This is a genomic window from Kushneria indalinina DSM 14324, assembly GCF_003385845.1.
Taxonomy (GTDB): domain Bacteria; phylum Pseudomonadota; class Gammaproteobacteria; order Pseudomonadales; family Halomonadaceae; genus Kushneria; species Kushneria indalinina.
The window spans coordinates 1,294,296-1,312,554 of record NZ_QRDJ01000006.1 but is presented as its reverse complement, the minus strand read 5'-3'; the positions used below and the strand labels follow the sequence as shown (position 1 = coordinate 1,312,554).

Genomic DNA, 18,259 nt, shown 5'->3' with positions numbered 1-18,259 from the left:
TCGGTGGATCAGGGCGCTTTTGCAGCCTCCTTTTTCGGATACCCCATGTGCATGTCATCGCCTGATCTGATTCTTGCTTCGGCGTCTCCCCGGCGCCTGGAGCTGCTGACCACCATTGACGTAGTGGCATGCGCCTGCCCGGTGGATCTGGATGAAACGCCGCATGTCGATGAGCCCGCGCGGGACTATGTCATGCGTCTGGCCCGAGAGAAGGCACTGGCAGGCCAGCAGGCGGCTGGTTCAGAACTGCCCGTGCTGGGCGGCGATACCGCGCTGTCCGTGGACGGGCAGATTCTGGGCAAGCCGGAAAGCGATGATCAGGCCCGGGCGTGGCTTCGCAATCTCTCGGGGCGTTCGCATCAGGTCATCAGCGCCGTGGCAGTCACCGGGCCTGCCGGACTGCTGGAGGCCTGCGTGATCAGCGATGTTCATTTTCGCTTGATGGAAGAAGCAGAGATCAACGCCTATGTTGCCAGCGGTGAGGGGCGCGACAAGGCCGGCGGTTATGCCCTGCAGGGGCGCGCAGCCATGTTTGTGTCACGCATCGAGGGGAGCTGGTCGGGTATCGTCGGACTGCCGCTTTGTGAAACGGCGCAGCTGCTCGCCCGCCAGGGAGTGACGCCCTGGCTCACTGGCAATGAACTGACTGGCAATGAATCGATAAGGGGAGGGGCGTCATGAATGGTGAGATCCTGATCAACATGACGCCCATGGAAACCCGTGTCGCGGTGGTGGAAAACGGCGTGCTGCAGGAGGCCTGGATCGAGCGGGACCAGTGCCGAGGCATTGTCAGCAATATCTACATGGGAAAGGTCGTGCGCGTGCTGCCCGGCATGCAGGCGGCCTTTGTCGATATCGGCCAGGCCCGCACCGCCTTCATCCATGCCCACGAGCTGATGCCGGCCGGCCATCCCGGGCAGGAGGCCGCACCGATTCGAACACTGGTTCATGAGGGGCAGGCGCTGGTGGTGCAGGTCATCAAGGACCCCATGGGCACCAAGGGTGCCCGTCTGACCACTCAGCTTTCCATCCCCTCGCGCTACCTGGTCTATATGCCGGGGGCGGCCCATACCGGCGTCTCGCAGCGCATCGAGGATGACGCCGAGCGCGAGCGTCTGCGTGACATGGTCAACGCCCAGGCCAGCGCCCGTGACGGGCTGGTCGGCGGCTTTATCATTCGCACCGCAGCCGAAGGGGTGGATGAGGCGTCGCTGGCGGCCGACATGCAGTTTCTGCTGCGACTGTGGCGCAAGATCGATGCTGCCCGCCGCGGGACGCGCGCCCCGGCCGTGCTCTATGAGGATCTGGCGCTGCCGACCCGTACGCTTCGCGATGTCATGCGCGAGGGTATCGAGCGTATCCGGATCGACTCGAGAGAAAACCATGACCGTCTGCGCGAATTCGCCCGGGAGCTGATGCCGGCACTGGAATCGCGGATCGAGTACTACCCGGGGGAGCGGCCCATTTTCGATCTCTTCTCGGTCGAGGATGAGCTGCAGCGAGCGCTGGAGCGCCGCGCCGATTTGAAATCCGGCGGCTATCTCATCATTGATCAGACCGAGGCCATGACCACCATCGACGTCAATACCGGCGCCTTTGTGGGCCATCGCAACCTCGAAGAGACCATTTTCAAGACCAATCTCGAGGCGGCCACGTCGATTGCCCGACAGCTTCGCCTGCGTAATCTGGGCGGCATCATCATCATCGATTTCATCGATATGCTCGACAGCGACCATCAGCGCCAGGTGCTGCGGGTCCTTGAAAAGGCCCTTGAGCGCGATTACGCCCGCACCCGACTATCGGGGGTGACCGAGCTGGGGCTGGTGCAGATGACGCGCAAGCGGACCCGGGAGAGTCTGGAGCATGTGCTTTGCCAGCCGTGCCCCGTCTGCAAGGGGCGCGGCACCCTCAAGACGCCGGAGACCGTGTGCTATGAGATCTTTCGCGAAATCATGCGCGAGGAGCGGGCCTATTCGCCGGAGACCTATCTGGTCATGGCCGCTCAGAGCGTGGTAGACAGACTGCATGAAGAGGAGTCGACGGCGGTGGCTGATCTGGAGAGCTTTATCGGCAAGACCATCCGCTTTCAGGTAGAACAGCACTATTGTCAGGAGCAGTACGACATCGTACTGATGTGATCATGTCTTCGCTGCGAATCCTGATGCGCTGGCTGCTGACCCTGGTGGCGATTGTTCTGCTGCTGCTGGCGGTGGTGACCACCTCGCTGCGCTTCGGCGTGCTCAATCAGCCCGCCCTGCAACAGCAGGTACTCGAACTGCTGGATCTGCCGTCGCAGTATCACGTGCGCTGGCAGGACATGCGTCTTGAACTGCAGGGTCGCGATCTGGTTCTGACCCTGAATAATCTGAACCTTGATGGCGATGAAGGCACGCGCTCACTGATGTCGCTGGGCGCGCTTGAGGCGCATCTTGATGTTGCCGGGCTGTTGGCCGGTCAGGCACTGACGTTTTCCTCCCTTGATGCCCGCGATGCCACCCTCGACCTGTATGAAACCGCGCCGGGGCAGTGGGGATGGGGGCCGTCGTCACAGGACGATGACGATGAGGCCATGGACGTCACGCCGGAGCAGCTGACGACCTGGGTCGAGACGCTGATGCGCCAGTCCCTTGATCTGCAGAACACACGCATCAAATTCCACGCCCGTCTGTCGGAGAGTGTCCCGGGGGAGATCGCTGACGACGAGGTGCCGGTCACGACGTCATCACTTTTGATTGACCAGGCGGCCATCACCGGGGGCAGGAACGCCACGCGGACGGTTGCGGCTTCGGCGCGCTGGGACAACGCCGATGAGGCAGGCTTTAGTCTTGCGGGGCGCTTTAATGACGTTGCCTCACTGGATGGACAGCTGCAGCTTGAGGCCGATGCCGAGCAGGCTCGGCGTCTGGCCAGTCTCTGGAGCCCGCTCTGGCCCGGTTACGCCGTCTCGGGCGCTCGGGGTCAGGCCTCATTATGGGCCGGCTGGCACGAGGGCGACATGACGACCGGCCGGCTGTCACTGGACGTGCCGGAGCTCTCCGGGCTCCATCGTGACGCGGCATTCACCCTCAATGACATGACCCTTGAGGCCGGTATTGAACGTGCCCCGGACGGGCGCTGGCACGGCAGCGTCGAACGCCTCGGGCTTTCGCGTGATGGCCGGGCGCTCTCCCTGCTGCCCGAGGCTGCTAGGCTGGATGCGGCGGAGGATTTCTCCGATTTCAGCGTGACCACCGCAGGCTTCGCGCTTGATGACATCACGGCCATCTCGGATCTTATGCCCCTGCCTGACGGTGAAAGCCGGCAGATGCTGGCCGGAATGGCGCTCAAGGGCCGCATTGAGGGGGTTTCCATTCAGCGCCGCCCGAATGGTCCGGTTGAAACACGCGCGGCACTGCGGGAGGTCTCGGGACAGCCGGTACAGCAGATCCCCGGATTCGGTCCGGTCGATGGCTGGCTGATGGCCGAGGATCTCGATGCCAGGCTGCGCTTTGGTGGCCGTCACACGGTACTGAATCTTCCCCGCGTCTTTCTTGACCCCTGGCAGCTGGACAACGTCAGCGGCACGCTTGCCTTTAATGTCGGCGATGATGGCGAGATTCACTTTGGCGGCAGCGACATCAAACTGGAGCGTCGTGGCGCTCATGCTCAGGGGGATTTTGCCCTGACGGCGCCGCCGGGCCAGCCGGAGCGTTTTGACATGAATGTCGCCTTTGACGGCGTTTCAACCGACAGGCCGCGGGAATGGCTGCCCGTCAATGCCATTGATGACCCCGAAGTACGTGTCTGGCTGGACAAGCGCATTCATCGCGCTGATATCCCGAATGGCGAGGTGGCGCTGCGGCTGATATTCAATGATGATCGGCCCGAGGTGCCCGATGAGGACAAGGTCAGACTTTCGGTAGAGGGCCGTAACGTCAGCATGACCTGGCAGGAGGGCTGGCCGCCGGTGACCGGGCTGGATGGTCGGTTCACCATGGCAGGCAACAATTTCGATGCCGATATTACCCACGCCAATCTGATGGGCATGGTCTCACGCGGGGCGAAGGCGGCGCTTCGGGATCAACAGTTTACGCTGTCGGCACTGGTAACCGGTGATGCCGGCAATCTGCTTGAGCTGTTGCAACAGGCGCCGCTGGAAGATGCCTCGCTCAGCGAGACGCTCAACAGCTGGCGCACGAGTGGCAGCCTGATCGGCTCGGTCAATGTCTCGCTGCCGACCACGGATCCGGAGGCGGTCAGGATCAGCGGTGACGGTCGGCTGGACAACGGTACGCTGTACTCAAAGGAGTCGGACCTGACCGTGACCGATATCGAGGGCGATGTCCATTACGGCTATCGTCGTCAGCAGAGCAGCATTACCGGCGCGCTGGATGCGCGCGTCTTCGAGGGACCGGTCAAGGCGCAACTGCATCTGATGGATGGCGGTATCGATATCTCCGGACAGGGCTATGCGGAAGGCGTGGCGGGCTGGCTGGGTCTTGAGAACGTTATTCCCATCGTCCACGGCCCGATCGACTATACGGCGCAGATCATGCTGGGTGAAGGGGGCGCGCAGATTCACGTGCAGACCCCGCTGGAAGGGTTGTCGCTGCAGCTGCCGCAGCCGTTTCAGAAATCACCCGATACACCATTGCCGCTGACGCTGGATGTGGACGTTGGCAGCGGCGCCGGTGAACTGCGAGCCGGCGACCTGATACGTGCCCGCTGGCGCCACAACAGTCACCAGGGGCAGGTCTGGCTGGAAGAGATGCCGTCCGAGGAGGTCGAGTGGCCCGATCAGGAGCACTGGCAGGTCAACTGGCAGGCGGATCGGCTGGATCTGGTGGCCTGGCAGCTGGCCATTTCGCAGCTCTCCGATACGGCCGATGACAACAGCCGTCGCCGTCGCCCGGATGCGCCCTCGCAGAAGATTTCGCCCATCGAGCGTATTGCGGTCGATACCGACTGTGTCCTGTTCGGGGTCACCTGCCTTGGCAGTGCCCGGGGGCTGGGGGAGGTGCGGGGCAACGACTGGCATGCCATGGTCGACAGCTCCTTTTTGAGCGGTACGGCAGACTGGCGTGACAATCCGGAGTTGCCGGTGGCCGTGCATATTGACTGGCTGGATCTGACCCCGCTGATGACCGAGGCCAGGCGCACCAGTGAGACGGCCGGTGGCGGTTCGGGCATCCCCGCTGACAAGTCGCTGACCGCCTACCCGGAAGGGCTGGCAAGCCTGGGGGACGGCGAGTTCACGATCGACCAGGTGCGACTCGATGGCAACATGCTCGGGAGTGTCTCGGGCCACTGGCATTCGAATGACGAGCGTATCGACATATCGCCCCTGCAGATTCGCATGCGGGATCTGGAGGCCAACGGGCAGCTGGTGTGGGAACAGGCCGGTAGCCTGCCAAGCCTCAGTCGTCTGCGGCTTGAGGCCAGCGCTGGAGATCTGGGCAGGACCATGGCCTCCCTTGGCGTCGACAACGTGCTGCAGACCGATCAGGGCAGACTCGATACGAAACTGGCCTGGCCGGGGGCGCCGTGGCAGTTTGATATTGAAGAGGTCAATGGCAGCGTTAATGCAGACCTCGGCAGCGGACGATTGACCTTCTTTCAATCGCGCTGGGCCAATCTGATCTCGCTGTTGAATCTGGATAACCTGATACAACGCCTCCAGCTCAATTTCTCGGACGTGACCCGCTCGGGGATCGCCTTCAAGTCGGTCAAGGCCCGCACGACGCTGCATGAGGGCGTGGTACGCACGGTAGAGCCGGTGGTCTTTGACGGCTCCGCCACCCGCTTCTCGGCGAGGGGGCAGGTGGATATACCGGCCCGCACGCTGGATGCCCATCTGGGCCTGACCGTGCCGGTCTCCCAGAACCTGCCCCTGGCCGCGGTGCTGGTGGGCGCGCCTCAGGTGGGCGGTGTGCTTTATCTTTTACACAGACTGTTCGAGCCCTGGTTCGACCGGGTGTCGCAGGTTCATTATCACGTGGCGGGTCCCTGGGAGACGCCACAGGTCAAGCTGGAGCATACGCGCTGATGACAACGCCATCCTTTTCGGGTACCCGGTCGGATCATGCCCGTGCCCTGTTGCTCGACGCGCACGGTCTCGACGATGCCGCGCTTTATCAGGGGCTTGAAGCGGCCATGGGACCGGGCATCGATTTTGCCGATATCTTTTTGCAGCGCAGCTGGCGCGAGTCATGGTCGCTGGAGGACGGTGAGGTCAAGGAGGCCGGTTACAGCATCGACAGCGGTCTGGGCATTCGCGCGCAGCACCTTGAGCAGACCGGTTTTGCCTATTCCAACCAGTTAAGCCGTGAGGCCATTGGCAGCACGGCGCGTACCGCGTCACTGATCGTCCGTGCCGGACAGCGTACGCCGCCGGTGGCGGTCGGTGCGCCAGTCCCGGTTGATGCGCGCTATGGCAGCGACAATCCGCTGGAGTCACTGGGGGCCGACGACAAGGTGGCCATGCTCAAGCATGCCGATCGGATCGCACGGGCGGCCGACCCGGCCGTGACGCGGGTCAGCGTCTCGTTGAGCGCCTCCTTTGAGGCCATCATGGTGCAAAACAGTGATGGCACCCAGGCGCTGGATCTGCGTCCGCTGGTGCGCTTTAACGTCTCGGTCATCGCTGCGCGTGACAGGCGTCGTGAGCGCGGCAGTGCCGGCGGCGGCGGTCGTTTCTCGCTGACGCAGTTCGTGCGCGATGACGTGGCCGAGCAGTATGCTCGAGAGGCCGTTCGTCAGGCGCTGGTCAACCTGGAGGCGATCGATGCGCCGGCCGGGCAGCTGCCGGTGGTGCTGGGCAACGGCTGGCCGGGCGTGCTGCTGCACGAGGCGGTGGGTCATGGGCTTGAAGGGGACTTCAATCGTCGCGGCAGCTCGGCGTTCAGCGGTCGAATCGGCGAGCAGGTGGCTGCGCGCGGGGTGACCGTGGTGGATGACGCCACCTGTGAAGGCGGTCGCGGCTCGCTGAGCGTGGATGATGAGGGCACGCCCGGGCAGTACACGCCGCTGATCGAGGATGGCATCCTGACCGGTTACATGCAGGACCGGCTCAATGCGCGCTTGATGGGCATGGCGCCGACCGGCAACGGCCGGCGCGAGTCCTATGCCCACCTGCCCATGCCGCGCATGACCAACACCTATATGCTGGCGGGCGCACATGATCCCGACGAGATCATTGCTTCGGTGGATCACGGCATTTACGCGGCAAGCTTTGGGGGTGGGCAGGTGGATATCACCTCGGGCCGGTTTGTCTTCTCGGCAAGCGAGGCCTATCTGATCGAAAACGGCAAAATCACCACGCCGGTGCGCGGCGCTACCCTGATCGGCAACGGCCCGGAATCCATGGGGCGGATCTCGATGATCGGCAACGATCTGGCGCTCGACACCGGGGTGGGCATCTGTGGCAAGGAAGGGCAGTCCGTCCCTGTTGGCGTTGGACAGCCCACCCTGAAACTCGATGCCATGACGATCGGCGGCACGGCTGGTTAAGACGGCCGGCCGATCAGGAGTTACAGTCCGGCGGTGTCGCGAATCAGTCGAAAAAGCTTGCGGGCACTGGCCGGTGGCTTGTCGGCGGCGCGTTCGGCCCGGGCGTTGCGAACCAGCTGGCCCAGCGTTTGACGATCCACGTCCGGGTATTCGTTGACAAAGGCCGTCACGGTGTCGCTGTCGCCCTCGATCAGGCGGTCGCGCCACTGCTCCAGGTGATGAAAGCCGAGCTCACGCTGGCGCTTTTCACGCGCCATGGTATCGAATTCGGCGCGAATCTCGTCGAGGTATTCGGCGCGCATGATCTTGCCGACATACTGCATGTGGCGGCGCCGGGCTTCGCGGGAAGTGATACGCCGGGTTTCGTCGATGGCGGCCAGCAGATCATCGGACAGCGGCAGGCGCGCACGCTCTTTGTCGGACAGGGCAATGATCTGCTCGCCCAGTTCCTTGAGATCCTGCGCTTCCTGTTTCAGGCGGGTCTTGTTGGGACGGCCGTTGTCATGATGGAACGCATCATGCGGGCTGTCGGTGTCAGAAGGCGTCTCCTCCACGGAGGGGGCGCGTGATTTTTTTCGTGGCGACATGCAAAAGCTCCGGCGAGCGAAGAACCAATGAATAGGGGAGGCGAGTATATCAGGCTCGTTCCCCTTCCAGGACAGACAGGAGAGCGCCATGGCGAGCACACTGGATATTGATGGTCAGCAGGCGGCACTGGAAACGGCCGTGGCGCAGGCACTGGAACACGCCCGAAGTGCCGGCGCGGATGCCTGTGAAATCGGCGCCAGCGTCCAGCAGGGCATGGAGATCAACGTGCGCGGGGGCAGCGTCGAGACGCTGGAAATGGCGCGTGATCAGGGCATTGGCGTCACGCTGTATCTGGGCAAGCGTCGCGCCAGCGTCTCCAGCAGTGATGCCTCACAGGGCTCGCTGGTGGATGCCGTCAGCCGGGCACTCGATATTGCCCGCTATACGGCCGAGGATCCGGCCTCGGGATTGGCCGACCCGTCACTGCTGGCGCGTGAACTGCCGGACATGGGGGTTCACCATCCCTGGGCGCTTGAGCCTGATGAAGGGATCGAGCTTGCCAGGCGCTGCGAGCAGGGTGGTCTGGCGGTTGAAGGCATCGACAGCAGCGATGGCGCCTCACTGACCACCAGTGAAGGTGTCAGCGTCTATGGCAACAGCCACGGATTCATGGGCGTCACGCGCGCCAGTCATCATGCGCTGTCGTGCATGATGATCGCTCGCGACGGCTCAGGGATGCAGCGTGATCACGACTACACCGTGAATTGTGATGCGTCTCGCCTGCGCGAGCCCGAGGCGGTCGGGCGTGTGGCCGCCGAGCAGGCCATGGCACGCCTGGGCGCCAGGCAGATGGAGACCGGCAGGATGCCGGTGATCTTCACTCCCAACATGGCGCGGTCGCTGATTGGACATTTTCTCAACGCCATTGCCGGTGGTGCCATCTTCCGTGAATCCTCCTTTCTGTGTGACGCCATGGGAGAGCCCATATTTCCCGAGTGGCTGAGCCTCGGGGAGCGACCGCGCGAGTATGGCGCGATGGTCAGCAGCGCCTATGACGATGACGGTGTCTACACGCGTGACAATGACTTTGTCAGGGATGGACGGCTGGCAGGGTGGATGCTCTCGAGCTACAGCGCCCGGCGGCTCGGGCTTGTGACTACCGGCAACGCCGGCGGGGCACGCAACGTGCGCCTGCAGGCGCCGCTGATGCCCGAAAGGGAGCTTTTAGGCAGCGTCGAGCGCGGCGTGATGGTCACCGAGCTGATGGGGCAGGGCGTCAATATGGTCACGGGAGACTACTCCCGCGGGGCGGCCGGCTTTCTCATCGAGAAGGGACAGATCGTGGCACCGGTGGAGGAGTTCACCATTGCCGGTAACCTGCGAGACATGTTCCGCAATCTTGCCGGGCTGGGTGATGACATCGACCGGCGCAGCAGCGTGCATACCGGCAGCTGGCTGATCGATGACATGATGGTCGCCGGATAAGGTGGACTGGCCTTCAGGGTATCCTGATGCACTGAGGGCGTCTCAATACAGGGCGGTGGCCAGCCCCAGAAAGGCCACAAAGCCCACCACATCGGTAATGGTGGTCAAAAGCACCCCGCCTGACAGCGCCGGGTCGATCGACAGCCGTTTCAGAATGACCGGGATCAGGGTGCCGGCCAGCGCAGCGACCAGCAGATTGATCACCATGGCCATGGCAATGATGGCGCCCAGTTTCATGTCATGAAAGCGTGCCACGGCCATGACGGCGACCACCGCGGCCCAGAGCACGCCGTTAATCGAGCCGGACAATAGCTCGCGCACGACCAGCCAGCGCACGTTGGCGCCCGACACGTGCCCCAGCGCAATGCCGCGAATCAGTACGGTCAGGGTCTGCGACCCGGCTATCCCGCCCATGCTGGAGACGATCGGCATTAAAACGGCCAGCGCGGCAATCTGTTGAATGGTGTCCTCGAAAAAGCCGATGGCAATCGAGACGATCGTGGCTGCCACCAGGTTGATGCCCAGCCAGACGGCGCGGCGGCGGCTGGTGCGCAGTACCGGGGCGAAGGTGTCCTCCTCATCTTCGAGACCCGCCATGCTCATCATGGTGCGCGCCGAGTTTTCGCGGATGACATCGACCACATCATCGATGGTGATACGCCCCAGTAGTCGGTTGTCGGCGCTGATCACCGGCGCCGAGATTAAATCCCTGCGCTCGAAGATGCTGGCCACCTCATCTTCATGCATCAGCGCAGTCAGCGTGACGACGTCGGTATCCATGATTTCCCGCACGCTGATCCCGGGGTCGCTGACCAGAATGCGGTTGATGGGCAGGGCACCGATCAGTTCGTTGTGGCGCGTCACGACCAGCAGGTTGTCCGTGGATTCGGGCAGACGCGTGTGGCGGCGCAGATAGCGCAGCACCACATCCAGGGTGACCTCCGGGCGAATCGTGACGGTGTTGGTATCCATCAGACCGCCGGCCGTGTCCTCGGGATAGGAGAGGACCGCTTCGATGCGCGCCCGCCGGAGAGGCGTCATCATCGAAAGGATGTCTTCAAGCGTGGTATGAGGCAGACGCTGCAGCAGGTCGGCCGCATCGTCATTGTCGAGCTGCTGGGTGGCGATCAGCAGCTGCGAGGCATCCATCCGGGTCAGAAACTCGGTCTGGATGTCGTCATTGAGGTACTGAAGGATCTCGCCCTTGGCGTGACTGTCGACCTGCTCCCAGAGAATATCACGCTCACGCGGCGGCGTGGACTCCAGCAGCTGGGCAATGTCGGCCGGTGGCAGGCCACGGCGGAGCAGTCGTCGCACCTGCTCCATTTCCCGCTGTGCCAGGGCATTTTCGAGGCGTTCCAGACGAGGCTGACGTCTTTTTTGATTGTTGCTCATTGCCGTGACATCCCTGTGTCAGCCCATGTGAGAGCCGTATTCTAGCAGAGCGTCGAACAATGTTCGTGAATGCCCGCAGGGACTACTGATCTTCGTCAAAGCGCGCCTCAAACAGCGCCACGATGGCGGCCATCGCCTCTTCGGCATCCTCGCCTTCAACATGGACCTGAACCACGCTGGTGCAGGGGGCGGCCAGCATCAGCAGGGACATGATATTGGCCGCGTCGGCACTTCTGTCACCATGGTATATGGTGACCCGTGAGGCAAAGGGCTGACAGCACTGCACAAGACGCGTCGCAGCTCGTGCGTGCAGCCCGCGACGATTGGTCAGGGTCAGTTCACGCTGAAGCATCACCCGCCTCGCTGACAGCGCGCTGGATGGTCAGTTCACGATGGCGAATGCGCACGGCCGGGAACTGACCGGCAAAATGCTCGCCGAGCTGTTCGGCCAGATAGACCGAGCGATGCTGGCCACCGGTACAGCCGATGGCGACGGTCAGATAGCTGCGATGGCTGGCCAGGTAGGAGGGCAGCCAGCGCTCGAGCCACTGACAGATGTCACCGAACATCGCCCTGACCTCATCGTGAGCTTCAAGAAAGGCGATCACGTCATCGTCCTGGCCGGTCTGGGTGCGATAGCGCGGGTCCCAGTAGGGATTGGGCAGACAGCGCACATCAAATACCATGTCGGCATCCAGCGGCACGCCGCGCTTGAAGCCAAAGGATTCAAAGGTCAGCGTCAGGTCGTTGATGTCGTGCCGTGCGACCTGTTCGGACACACGGCGTCTCAGATCGTGCACCGACTGACCGGAGGTATCGATGATCAGATCGGCCGTATAGCGAAGGGGCGAGAGGAACTGATGCTCCGCCTCGATCGCCTCGGCCAGCGTCATCTGGGTTTCTCGCGTCAGCGGGTGCCGCCGTCGCGTGGCCGCGTAGCGCTCCAGCAGGACCCTGGAGTCCGCTGTCAGATAGACCACCCGGCAGTGAATGCCGCGTGTGGAGAGCGCTTCCAGATGCTCCGGAAAACGCTCCAGCTCGCTGGGCAGATTGCGGGCATCAATGCTGACCGCAACGCGGTTGCGGTGTGGGCTGCCGGCCTCGAGTTCGTCGATCAGGGCAGACAAAAGCATTGCCGGAAGATTGTCGATGGCATAAAAGCCCTGATCTTCCAGTGCCTGCAGCGCAATGGATTTACCGGAACCGGAGCGTCCACTGACGATAACAAGTTCCATGGCCATGCTGCTTATACTCGCGTGGAAAGTTGGCTGATGGCCTGCATCAGGATGTCATGGAGTTCATGCTCATCCTGGGCATTGCGCAGGGCCTGCCGGGTTTCGGCGGCGTTCATGACTTCAGCGATCTGTGCCAGCAGGGAGAGATGCGTATCTTCGGCGGCTTCAGGAACCAGCAGGACAAACAGCAGATCGACGGGTTCACCATCGATGGCATCGAAATCCACGGCCTGTTGAAGACGCATGAATCCGGCCAGTGGCTGGCGGCAGTGTGAGTTGCGTGCATGGGGAATGGCCACGCCATTCCCCACACCGGTACTCCCCAGACGCTCCCTGCTGATCAGACGGGAAAAGACTTCCTGACTGTCGAGACTGGGAATGTTTTGTGAGATGAACCCGCTGAAAAACTCCAGCACGCGCTTCTTGCTGCCTCCTTCCACATCAAACAGGATTCGGTCGGAGGGGAGTATCTGGTCAAGTGTCATGGGTTACAGGTATTTGCCGTTGCCCTGGGAGCGGGCCTGTGTTTTCTCCTTGTGCTTGAGCAGCTGTCGATCAAGCTTCTCGGTCAAGGCGTCGATGGCAACATAGAGGTCTTCCTGCTCGGCCTGAGCATGAAGCTCGGCACCGGCGGCGTGAAGCGTGGCCGCGGCCTGCTGGCGTTCCTTCTCGACAGACAGCGTCACCTGAACATTGGTGATGTTGTCATAGTGGCGTTCCAGCTTGGCAAGCTTCTGGTTGACGTGCTCGCGCAGTGCATCGGTCAGTTCGACGTGGTGCCCGGTAATATTTACCTGCATGGCATGCTCCCTGAATCGAAACGGATAACCGGCAGCCCGTGTGGACTGCCGGACCTGCAAGCCTCTCCGGCTACTCTCAGATTGTAACGCTTTTCCCGTCGGCGCAAACCCTGAATCATGTCGTTATGTTTCGGGAAACCTTTCAGGGCCTGTTTCGAGCTGCATTATGTCATGACGCACTTCAGGCCAGACGCTTGCGCTCACTGGAGGAGGGGATGCCCATGGCCTCGCGATACTTGGCCACGGTGCGCCTGGCGACCATGATGCCGTTGTCGGCCAGAAGCTGTACCAGACGGGCATCGGAGAGCGGACGTCGCGGCGCTTCATCGCCGATGAACTTGCGTATCCGGGCGCGAATGGCCGTACTGGCATGGGCGTCACCTTCCTGACCGACGTGGCTCGAGAAGAAGTACTTGAGCTCCATGACCCCGCGGGGCGTGTGGATGTACTTGCGCGTGGTCACCCGGGAAATGGTGGATTCATGCATGTCCACGGCCTGGGCAATATCGGCCAGGATCATGGGCTTGAGCGCCTCGTCCCCGTGCTCGATAAAGCCTGACTGGCGCGTCATGATTTCACGGCCCACCCGCAGCAGGGTGTCGTTGCGACTTGAGAGGCTCTTGAGCAGCCAGCGTGCTTCCTGAAGGTGCTGCCTGAGAAAGGTGTTGTCATCGCTTTTATCGGCGCGGCGCACCAGCGCGGCATAATCGGGCTGGATGCGAAGCCTTGGTAGGGCCTCTTCATTGAGCTCGACCTGCCAGCCGTGGCGCGCCTGGTATCGCAGGATCAGATCTGGAATGACAAGGTGCTGATCAACTGCTTCGAACGCCTGCCCCGGGCGCGGATTGAGCGAGCGAATGGTGTGGATCACCTTATCGAGTGCCTCATCGTCAAGGCTCAGGCGGCGCTTTAAAAGGCGGCGATCATTTTGTCCCAGTGGCTCCAGGAACTGGCGAATCATGCGTCGGGTCTGGGCAAACCAGGGGGTATCGTTCGGTAACTGATCGAGTTGCAACAGCAGGCATTCGCGTAGATCGCGCGCAAAGACGCCGGTGGGCTCACACTGTTGAAGTCGCGCCAGCATGCGCTCCATCTCGGCCTGCCTGAGATCATTCAGGCCCTGTTGACGAAGCCCTTTGGCAAGATCTTCCAGACTCATGCCGAGATAACCGCTGGGTTCAAGGGCATCCAGCAGCGTGTCGGTCATCAGCTGTTCGCGCGGGTCCATGTCCATCAGCATGATCTGATCGCGCACGTGTGACGCCAGGTCAGTGGCCTGAGCGTTGTGCTCGATATTCCAGCTGTCATCTGCCGTGCCGAGGGTGCTGTTGCCGTTGGTGTACACATCCTCCCAGCGGACATCCAGCGGCAGCTCCTCCGGGATGGTGTCGGACCATTCATCCTGAGACAGCGGCGTTTCCGGCTGTTCGATGGTCTGCTCTTCTTCGATATCCAGCAGCGGATTGCTTTCCAGCGCCATCTGCAGTTCCTGCTGCAGATCCAGCGTGGAGAGCTGCAGCAGGTGAATGGCCTGCTGCAGCTGTGGCGTCATGGTGAGCTGAGTGCCGGTACGAAGCTGTAAGGCGGGTTTCATCATGGGGGTAACGCCCGGTCGCCAACGTTTGATGCCACGCTATCCAGTCCGCGGCGACCTTGCAAGTGCTGAAGGCGTCGTGAACTGCAAATACCGTGCCATTGGTCGATAACCCTGTGGGGTCAAAGGCGAAACTCGTGGCCCAGGTAGACATCGCGCACGTGCTGGTTATTCAGGACGGCGTTGGCGTCACCTTCAGCGATGATCAGGCCGCTGCCGACGATATAGGCGTTGTCACAGATATCGAGTGTTTCACGCACGTTGTGGTCGGTGATCAAAACGCCGATGCCACGCGTGCGAAGCTGGCGGATGATGCCCTTGATCTCGCCGACCGAGATGGGGTCCACGCCGGCAAAGGGCTCATCGAGGAGGATAAAGGCCGGTTCGATGGCAAGGGCTCGTGCGATCTCGACACGACGACGCTCACCACCGGACAGGCTCATGCCCATGTTGTCGCGAATATGGGTAATGCTGAACTCTTCAAGCAACTGATCAAGACGTTCGCGACGCTGATGGCGATCAAGGTCCTTGCGCGTTTCAAGGATGGCCATGATGTTGTCGGCCACCGAGAGCTTGCGAAAGATGGAGGCTTCCTGGGGCAGATAGCTGATGCCGGCGTGGGCGCGCTTGTGCATCGGGCTACGGCTCAAATCGAGATTATCAATGGCGACACGGCCGGCATCGGCCTGAATCAGTCCCACGATCATGTAAAACGAGGTGGTTTTGCCTGCCCCGTTGGGGCCGAGCAGCCCGACGATCTCTCCCTGTTGGATCGACAGGCTGATGTCCTGAACGACACGGCGCCCCTTGAAGCTTTTGGCCAGATGGGCTGCGTGAAGGGTTTTCATCAATTGCTGCTCCCCTGTTGGTCTTCGGGGGTAAGCTGCATGCGAACGCGACCGCCTGAACTGCCGTCGGCGCTGCTGTTGCCCTGAGCGCTCTGATTGCCGCGGGCATTGACCTGGCGGGAGTCGAGGAAATACTCCACGTAGCCGCCGTTGAAGGTGTCGCCGCTTTGATGCAGTTCAGCGTTGCCGATCAGCTCGACGCGTCGCTCACCGGCGTGATAGATGATGGTATTGCCCCAGCCCTTGGCCAGCGGGTCGTTGGGCGCCGGCTGCTGCTCGATGTAGGCGCGTCCACCGCTGCCGCCCCTGGCCGTCAGACTGGAGAGCCCGCCGCTTTGAGCCCGCTGCAGCTCAACCCGGCTGGAGCGCAGCTTCATGGTGCCCTGATCGACTTCGACGGTGCCGGTGTAGACGGCGGTTCCGGCACGGTTGTCGATATTAAGCTCATCGGCACCGATATCGATGGGCTTCTGGCGATCGCTTTCCAGGGCCATGGCCTGCTGACCGAACAGTGCCAGCAGCAGGGCAGAGGTACACAGCAGCACAGGGCGCGTCATGGGGAATCCTTGTCATCATTCATGTTTGTAAAGGGCGGCGATTACTGGCGAATGGGTGGGTGAAAGCCCTGCACATTGCCTTCAAGCGTCATGCGATCCTCATTGACCCAGCCGTCAAAGCGGTCGCCACGGGTACGCTGCTCGTTCTGGGTAAAAATGGCGTCGCTATCGCTCCATGCATGTTGCGATGGTACGTCATAATGCAGCACATCCGTTTCAAGTTGCCACCCGTCCGCGGGTTGGCGCAGTACAGCGTTGCCGGACAGTTCGAACGTATTGGCATCCGGGCCGAGCGTGGCGCGCTCGCCATCGGCTGTCCAGCGATTGCCATCACTGCCGAGCAACGTGAAATGCGGCGTGGTGGCACGGGTCACGTCATCTTCGGGCGTGTGGGATATCCGCGGACTCTCCATGGTCTGCGACATGTGACCCTGGTCATCGAAGCGGGTATAGGACACGCCTTCAAGATAGTAATCCGGCACGCCGGCGTCGCTGTCCGGCGCCGGCCCCGGCGTCATCAGGGTGTTTCGCTGGTCGATCAGCGTCAGTACCCCGCCCAGTGCCAGTATCAGCACCAGAATGCCAAGGCGTGCCCGGGCTCGCCCGGTTGGGAGTCTGTCTCGAAACGCCATATGCACTTCCTGTCGGGTAAGCGATGCAGCCTCAGGGCCGCTCGTGCGCACCAATGATATCCTGCCAGACGCCACGCGCGTTCAATAACCATTCACAGAGTTCACGGACGGCACCGTGTCCGCCGGGGGCCCGGGTCACCATATCGGCGCGCTGACGAATATAGTCCGGCGCATCGGCCACCGTCACTCCCAGGCCCGCATGCATGATAGCGCCCAGATCCGGCAGATCGTCCCCGCAGTAGCAGACGTCTCGGGGTTCCAGGCCATGCGCTGCCATCAGGGCTTCCAGCACTACGCGCTTGTCGTCACGCCCTTGAATGACATGGCGAATGCCCAGCTCCTGCGCCCGTCGATCGACGGCCGGGGAGATTCGTCCGGTAATCAGGGCAACCTCTATATCGGCCTGCATGATCAGTTTCAGACCAAGGCCGTCACGGACATGAAATACCTTGTCGCCATCATGCTCTGCCTGCGAGGCGTAGCGGAGGCGACCATCGGTCAGCACGCCGTCAACGTCCAGCGCCAGCAGACGAATGGGGCGGGCGCGCGCCGTCAGTGAAGCGGTCGTCTCATCCAGGTGTGTCATGATGTATGCCTTCAAATATTGAGCAGGCTGATCGACCGTTTGTGGTCGGCAACAGGCGCTTTTGCGTTCGAATGGATCAAAATGATGCTAGACAATGCCGCTTCTGAGCAGGTCGTGCATCTTGAGAAGCCCAGTGGGATGATGCTGATCGTTGACTACCACCAGCGCCGTAATACGATGATCCTCCATGACCCTGACGGCTTCTGCCGCGAGCGTTTGTGCCTCGATGGTGCGCCCGCCCGGCGTCATGACATCTTTGATGATCAACTGTCGAACATCGCCGTGGCGATCGATCGTCCGGCGCAGGTCACCATCGGTATAGATGCCCACGAGACGACCGGCATCATCGGTGATGCAGGTAAAGCCGTGGCCCTTGCGGGTCATTTCTACCAGCGCTTCGCTGAGCAGTGCCTCCTGTCGGATGACCGGCAGTTCGTCACCGGTATGCATCAGGTCTTCCACTCGTAGCAGCAGGCGTTTGCCTAGCGTGCCGCCCGGATGAGACAGGGCAAAATCTTCCGGACTGAAGCGTCGCGCTTCAAGCAGGGCGATCGCCAGCGCATCGCCCAGCGCCAGAGCCGCCGTGGTGGAGGAGGTCGGCGCCAGGTTCAGCGGACAGGCTTCCTGTGCCACGCTGGCATCAAGATGCACGTCAGCATGTCTGGCAAGACTTGATGACGGATTGCCGGTCATTGCAATCATGGTGGTTCCCAGACGCTTGAAAAGGGGCAGAAGGGCCGTCAGTTCAGCCGTCTCACCGGAGTTGGACATTGCCAGAACGAGGTCGTTGCGTACCACCATGCCCAGGTCGCCGTGGCTGGCTTCACCGGCATGTACAAAAAACGAAGGGGTGCCAGTGCTGGCCAGGGTGGCTGCCGTTTTTCGCCCTACATGGCCCGATTTCCCAACGCCAATGACCACCACGCGCCCGCTGCACTGAAGAATGTGCTGGCACGCGCGAGTGAAGGGCTCATCGAGGCGTTCGCACAAATCCTGCAGTGCGTTCTGCTCAAGCAAAAGCGTGCGTCGTGCGCTGGCCAGAAAATCGTGATTGGTATCAGGTGTCGTCATGGCAGTGAATTCTGACGCCGGATGCCCCCGGGCACAAGCG

17 protein-coding genes are annotated in these 18,259 nt (G+C 61.9%); 5 read left to right on the top strand and 12 right to left on the bottom strand.

The features are described from left to right. Window positions 1-51 precede the first annotated feature (51 nt). The 4 genes from C8D72_RS06165 to tldD are packed head-to-tail and all read left to right on the top strand — an operon-like array spanning window position 52 to window position 7,488. Window positions 52-681 (top strand): Maf family protein, encoded by a 630-nt coding sequence (locus tag C8D72_RS06165; protein WP_115853646.1) that lies wholly within the window; start codon window positions 52-54, stop codon window positions 679-681. Next, window positions 678-2,138 carry a ribonuclease G gene (gene rng, locus C8D72_RS06160; RefSeq protein WP_115853456.1) on the top strand — a complete coding sequence of 487 codons (1,461 nt, stop codon included), beginning with the start codon at window positions 678-680 and terminating at the stop codon, window positions 2,136-2,138. Before C8D72_RS06165 ends, rng begins: the two co-directional genes overlap by 4 nt. A gap of 2 nt (window positions 2,139-2,140) precedes the next feature. Further along, complete coding sequence (locus C8D72_RS06155) at window positions 2,141-6,025, top strand: YhdP family phospholipid transporter (RefSeq protein ID WP_115853455.1); 3,885 nt, start codon at window positions 2,141-2,143, stop codon at window positions 6,023-6,025. Beyond that, window positions 6,025-7,488: a metalloprotease TldD gene (gene tldD, locus C8D72_RS06150; RefSeq protein WP_115853454.1), complete on the top strand. Its 1,464-nt coding sequence runs from the start codon at window positions 6,025-6,027 to the stop codon at window positions 7,486-7,488. Before C8D72_RS06155 ends, tldD begins: the two co-directional genes overlap by 1 nt. A 20-nt stretch (window positions 7,489-7,508) precedes the next feature. Here tldD and yjgA read toward each other — a convergent pair whose 3' ends face one another. Then, on the bottom strand, window positions 7,509-8,075 hold the full coding sequence (gene yjgA, locus C8D72_RS06145) for a ribosome biogenesis factor YjgA (RefSeq protein ID WP_115853453.1): 567 nt from the start codon (window positions 8,073-8,075) through the stop codon (window positions 7,509-7,511). 88 nt (window positions 8,076-8,163) lie between these two features. Between yjgA and pmbA the strand changes: the two genes are divergently transcribed. After that, window positions 8,164-9,501, top strand: a complete 1,338-nt coding sequence (gene pmbA / locus C8D72_RS06140) for a metalloprotease PmbA (RefSeq protein ID WP_115853452.1) — start codon at window positions 8,164-8,166, stop codon at window positions 9,499-9,501. A 42-nt stretch (window positions 9,502-9,543) separates the two neighbouring features. On the opposite strand, the gene mgtE is transcribed toward pmbA, so the two are convergent. The 11 genes from mgtE to C8D72_RS06085 form a co-directional block, all read right to left on the bottom strand. Then, window positions 9,544-10,896, bottom strand: coding sequence for a magnesium transporter (gene mgtE, locus C8D72_RS06135; protein WP_115853451.1), 1,353 nt, complete (start codon window positions 10,894-10,896; stop codon window positions 9,544-9,546). 82 nt (window positions 10,897-10,978) lie between these two features. Beyond that, the gene (locus tag C8D72_RS06130; RefSeq protein ID WP_115853450.1) at window positions 10,979-11,248 is read right to left on the bottom strand and encodes an HPr family phosphocarrier protein; all 270 of its coding nucleotides are present in this window, start codon (window positions 11,246-11,248) and stop codon (window positions 10,979-10,981) included. Further along, window positions 11,235-12,131 carry an RNase adapter RapZ gene (gene rapZ / locus C8D72_RS06125; protein WP_115853645.1) on the bottom strand — a complete coding sequence of 299 codons (897 nt, stop codon included), beginning with the start codon at window positions 12,129-12,131 and terminating at the stop codon, window positions 11,235-11,237. The genes C8D72_RS06130 and rapZ overlap by 14 nt, the downstream gene beginning before the upstream one ends. A gap of 11 nt (window positions 12,132-12,142) precedes the next feature. Next, window positions 12,143-12,616, bottom strand: a complete 474-nt coding sequence (ptsN, locus tag C8D72_RS06120; protein ID WP_115853449.1) for a PTS IIA-like nitrogen regulatory protein PtsN — start codon at window positions 12,614-12,616, stop codon at window positions 12,143-12,145. Between the two features lie 3 nt (window positions 12,617-12,619). After that, window positions 12,620-12,931, bottom strand: a complete 312-nt coding sequence (gene hpf / locus C8D72_RS06115; RefSeq protein ID WP_115853448.1) for a ribosome hibernation-promoting factor, HPF/YfiA family — start codon at window positions 12,929-12,931, stop codon at window positions 12,620-12,622. 181 nt (window positions 12,932-13,112) lie between these two features. Next, window positions 13,113-14,528, bottom strand: coding sequence for an RNA polymerase factor sigma-54 (locus C8D72_RS06110; RefSeq protein WP_115853447.1), 1,416 nt, complete (start codon window positions 14,526-14,528; stop codon window positions 13,113-13,115). 119 nt (window positions 14,529-14,647) lie between these two features. Continuing rightward, window positions 14,648-15,373 carry an LPS export ABC transporter ATP-binding protein gene (lptB, locus tag C8D72_RS06105; protein ID WP_115853446.1) on the bottom strand — a complete coding sequence of 242 codons (726 nt, stop codon included), beginning with the start codon at window positions 15,371-15,373 and terminating at the stop codon, window positions 14,648-14,650. Then, complete coding sequence (lptA, locus tag C8D72_RS06100; RefSeq protein WP_115853445.1) at window positions 15,373-15,930, bottom strand: lipopolysaccharide transport periplasmic protein LptA; 558 nt, start codon at window positions 15,928-15,930, stop codon at window positions 15,373-15,375. Before lptA ends, lptB begins: the two co-directional genes overlap by 1 nt. Before the next feature lie 41 nt (window positions 15,931-15,971). Next, on the bottom strand, window positions 15,972-16,562 hold the full coding sequence (gene lptC / locus C8D72_RS06095; protein ID WP_115853444.1) for an LPS export ABC transporter periplasmic protein LptC: 591 nt from the start codon (window positions 16,560-16,562) through the stop codon (window positions 15,972-15,974). 31 nt (window positions 16,563-16,593) lie between these two features. Then, window positions 16,594-17,148 (bottom strand): KdsC family phosphatase, encoded by a 555-nt coding sequence (locus tag C8D72_RS06090; protein WP_115853443.1) that lies wholly within the window; start codon window positions 17,146-17,148, stop codon window positions 16,594-16,596. Between the two features lie 87 nt (window positions 17,149-17,235). Then, window positions 17,236-18,219, bottom strand: coding sequence for a KpsF/GutQ family sugar-phosphate isomerase (locus tag C8D72_RS06085; protein WP_115853442.1), 984 nt, complete (start codon window positions 18,217-18,219; stop codon window positions 17,236-17,238). Window positions 18,220-18,259: the final 40 nt, after the last annotated feature.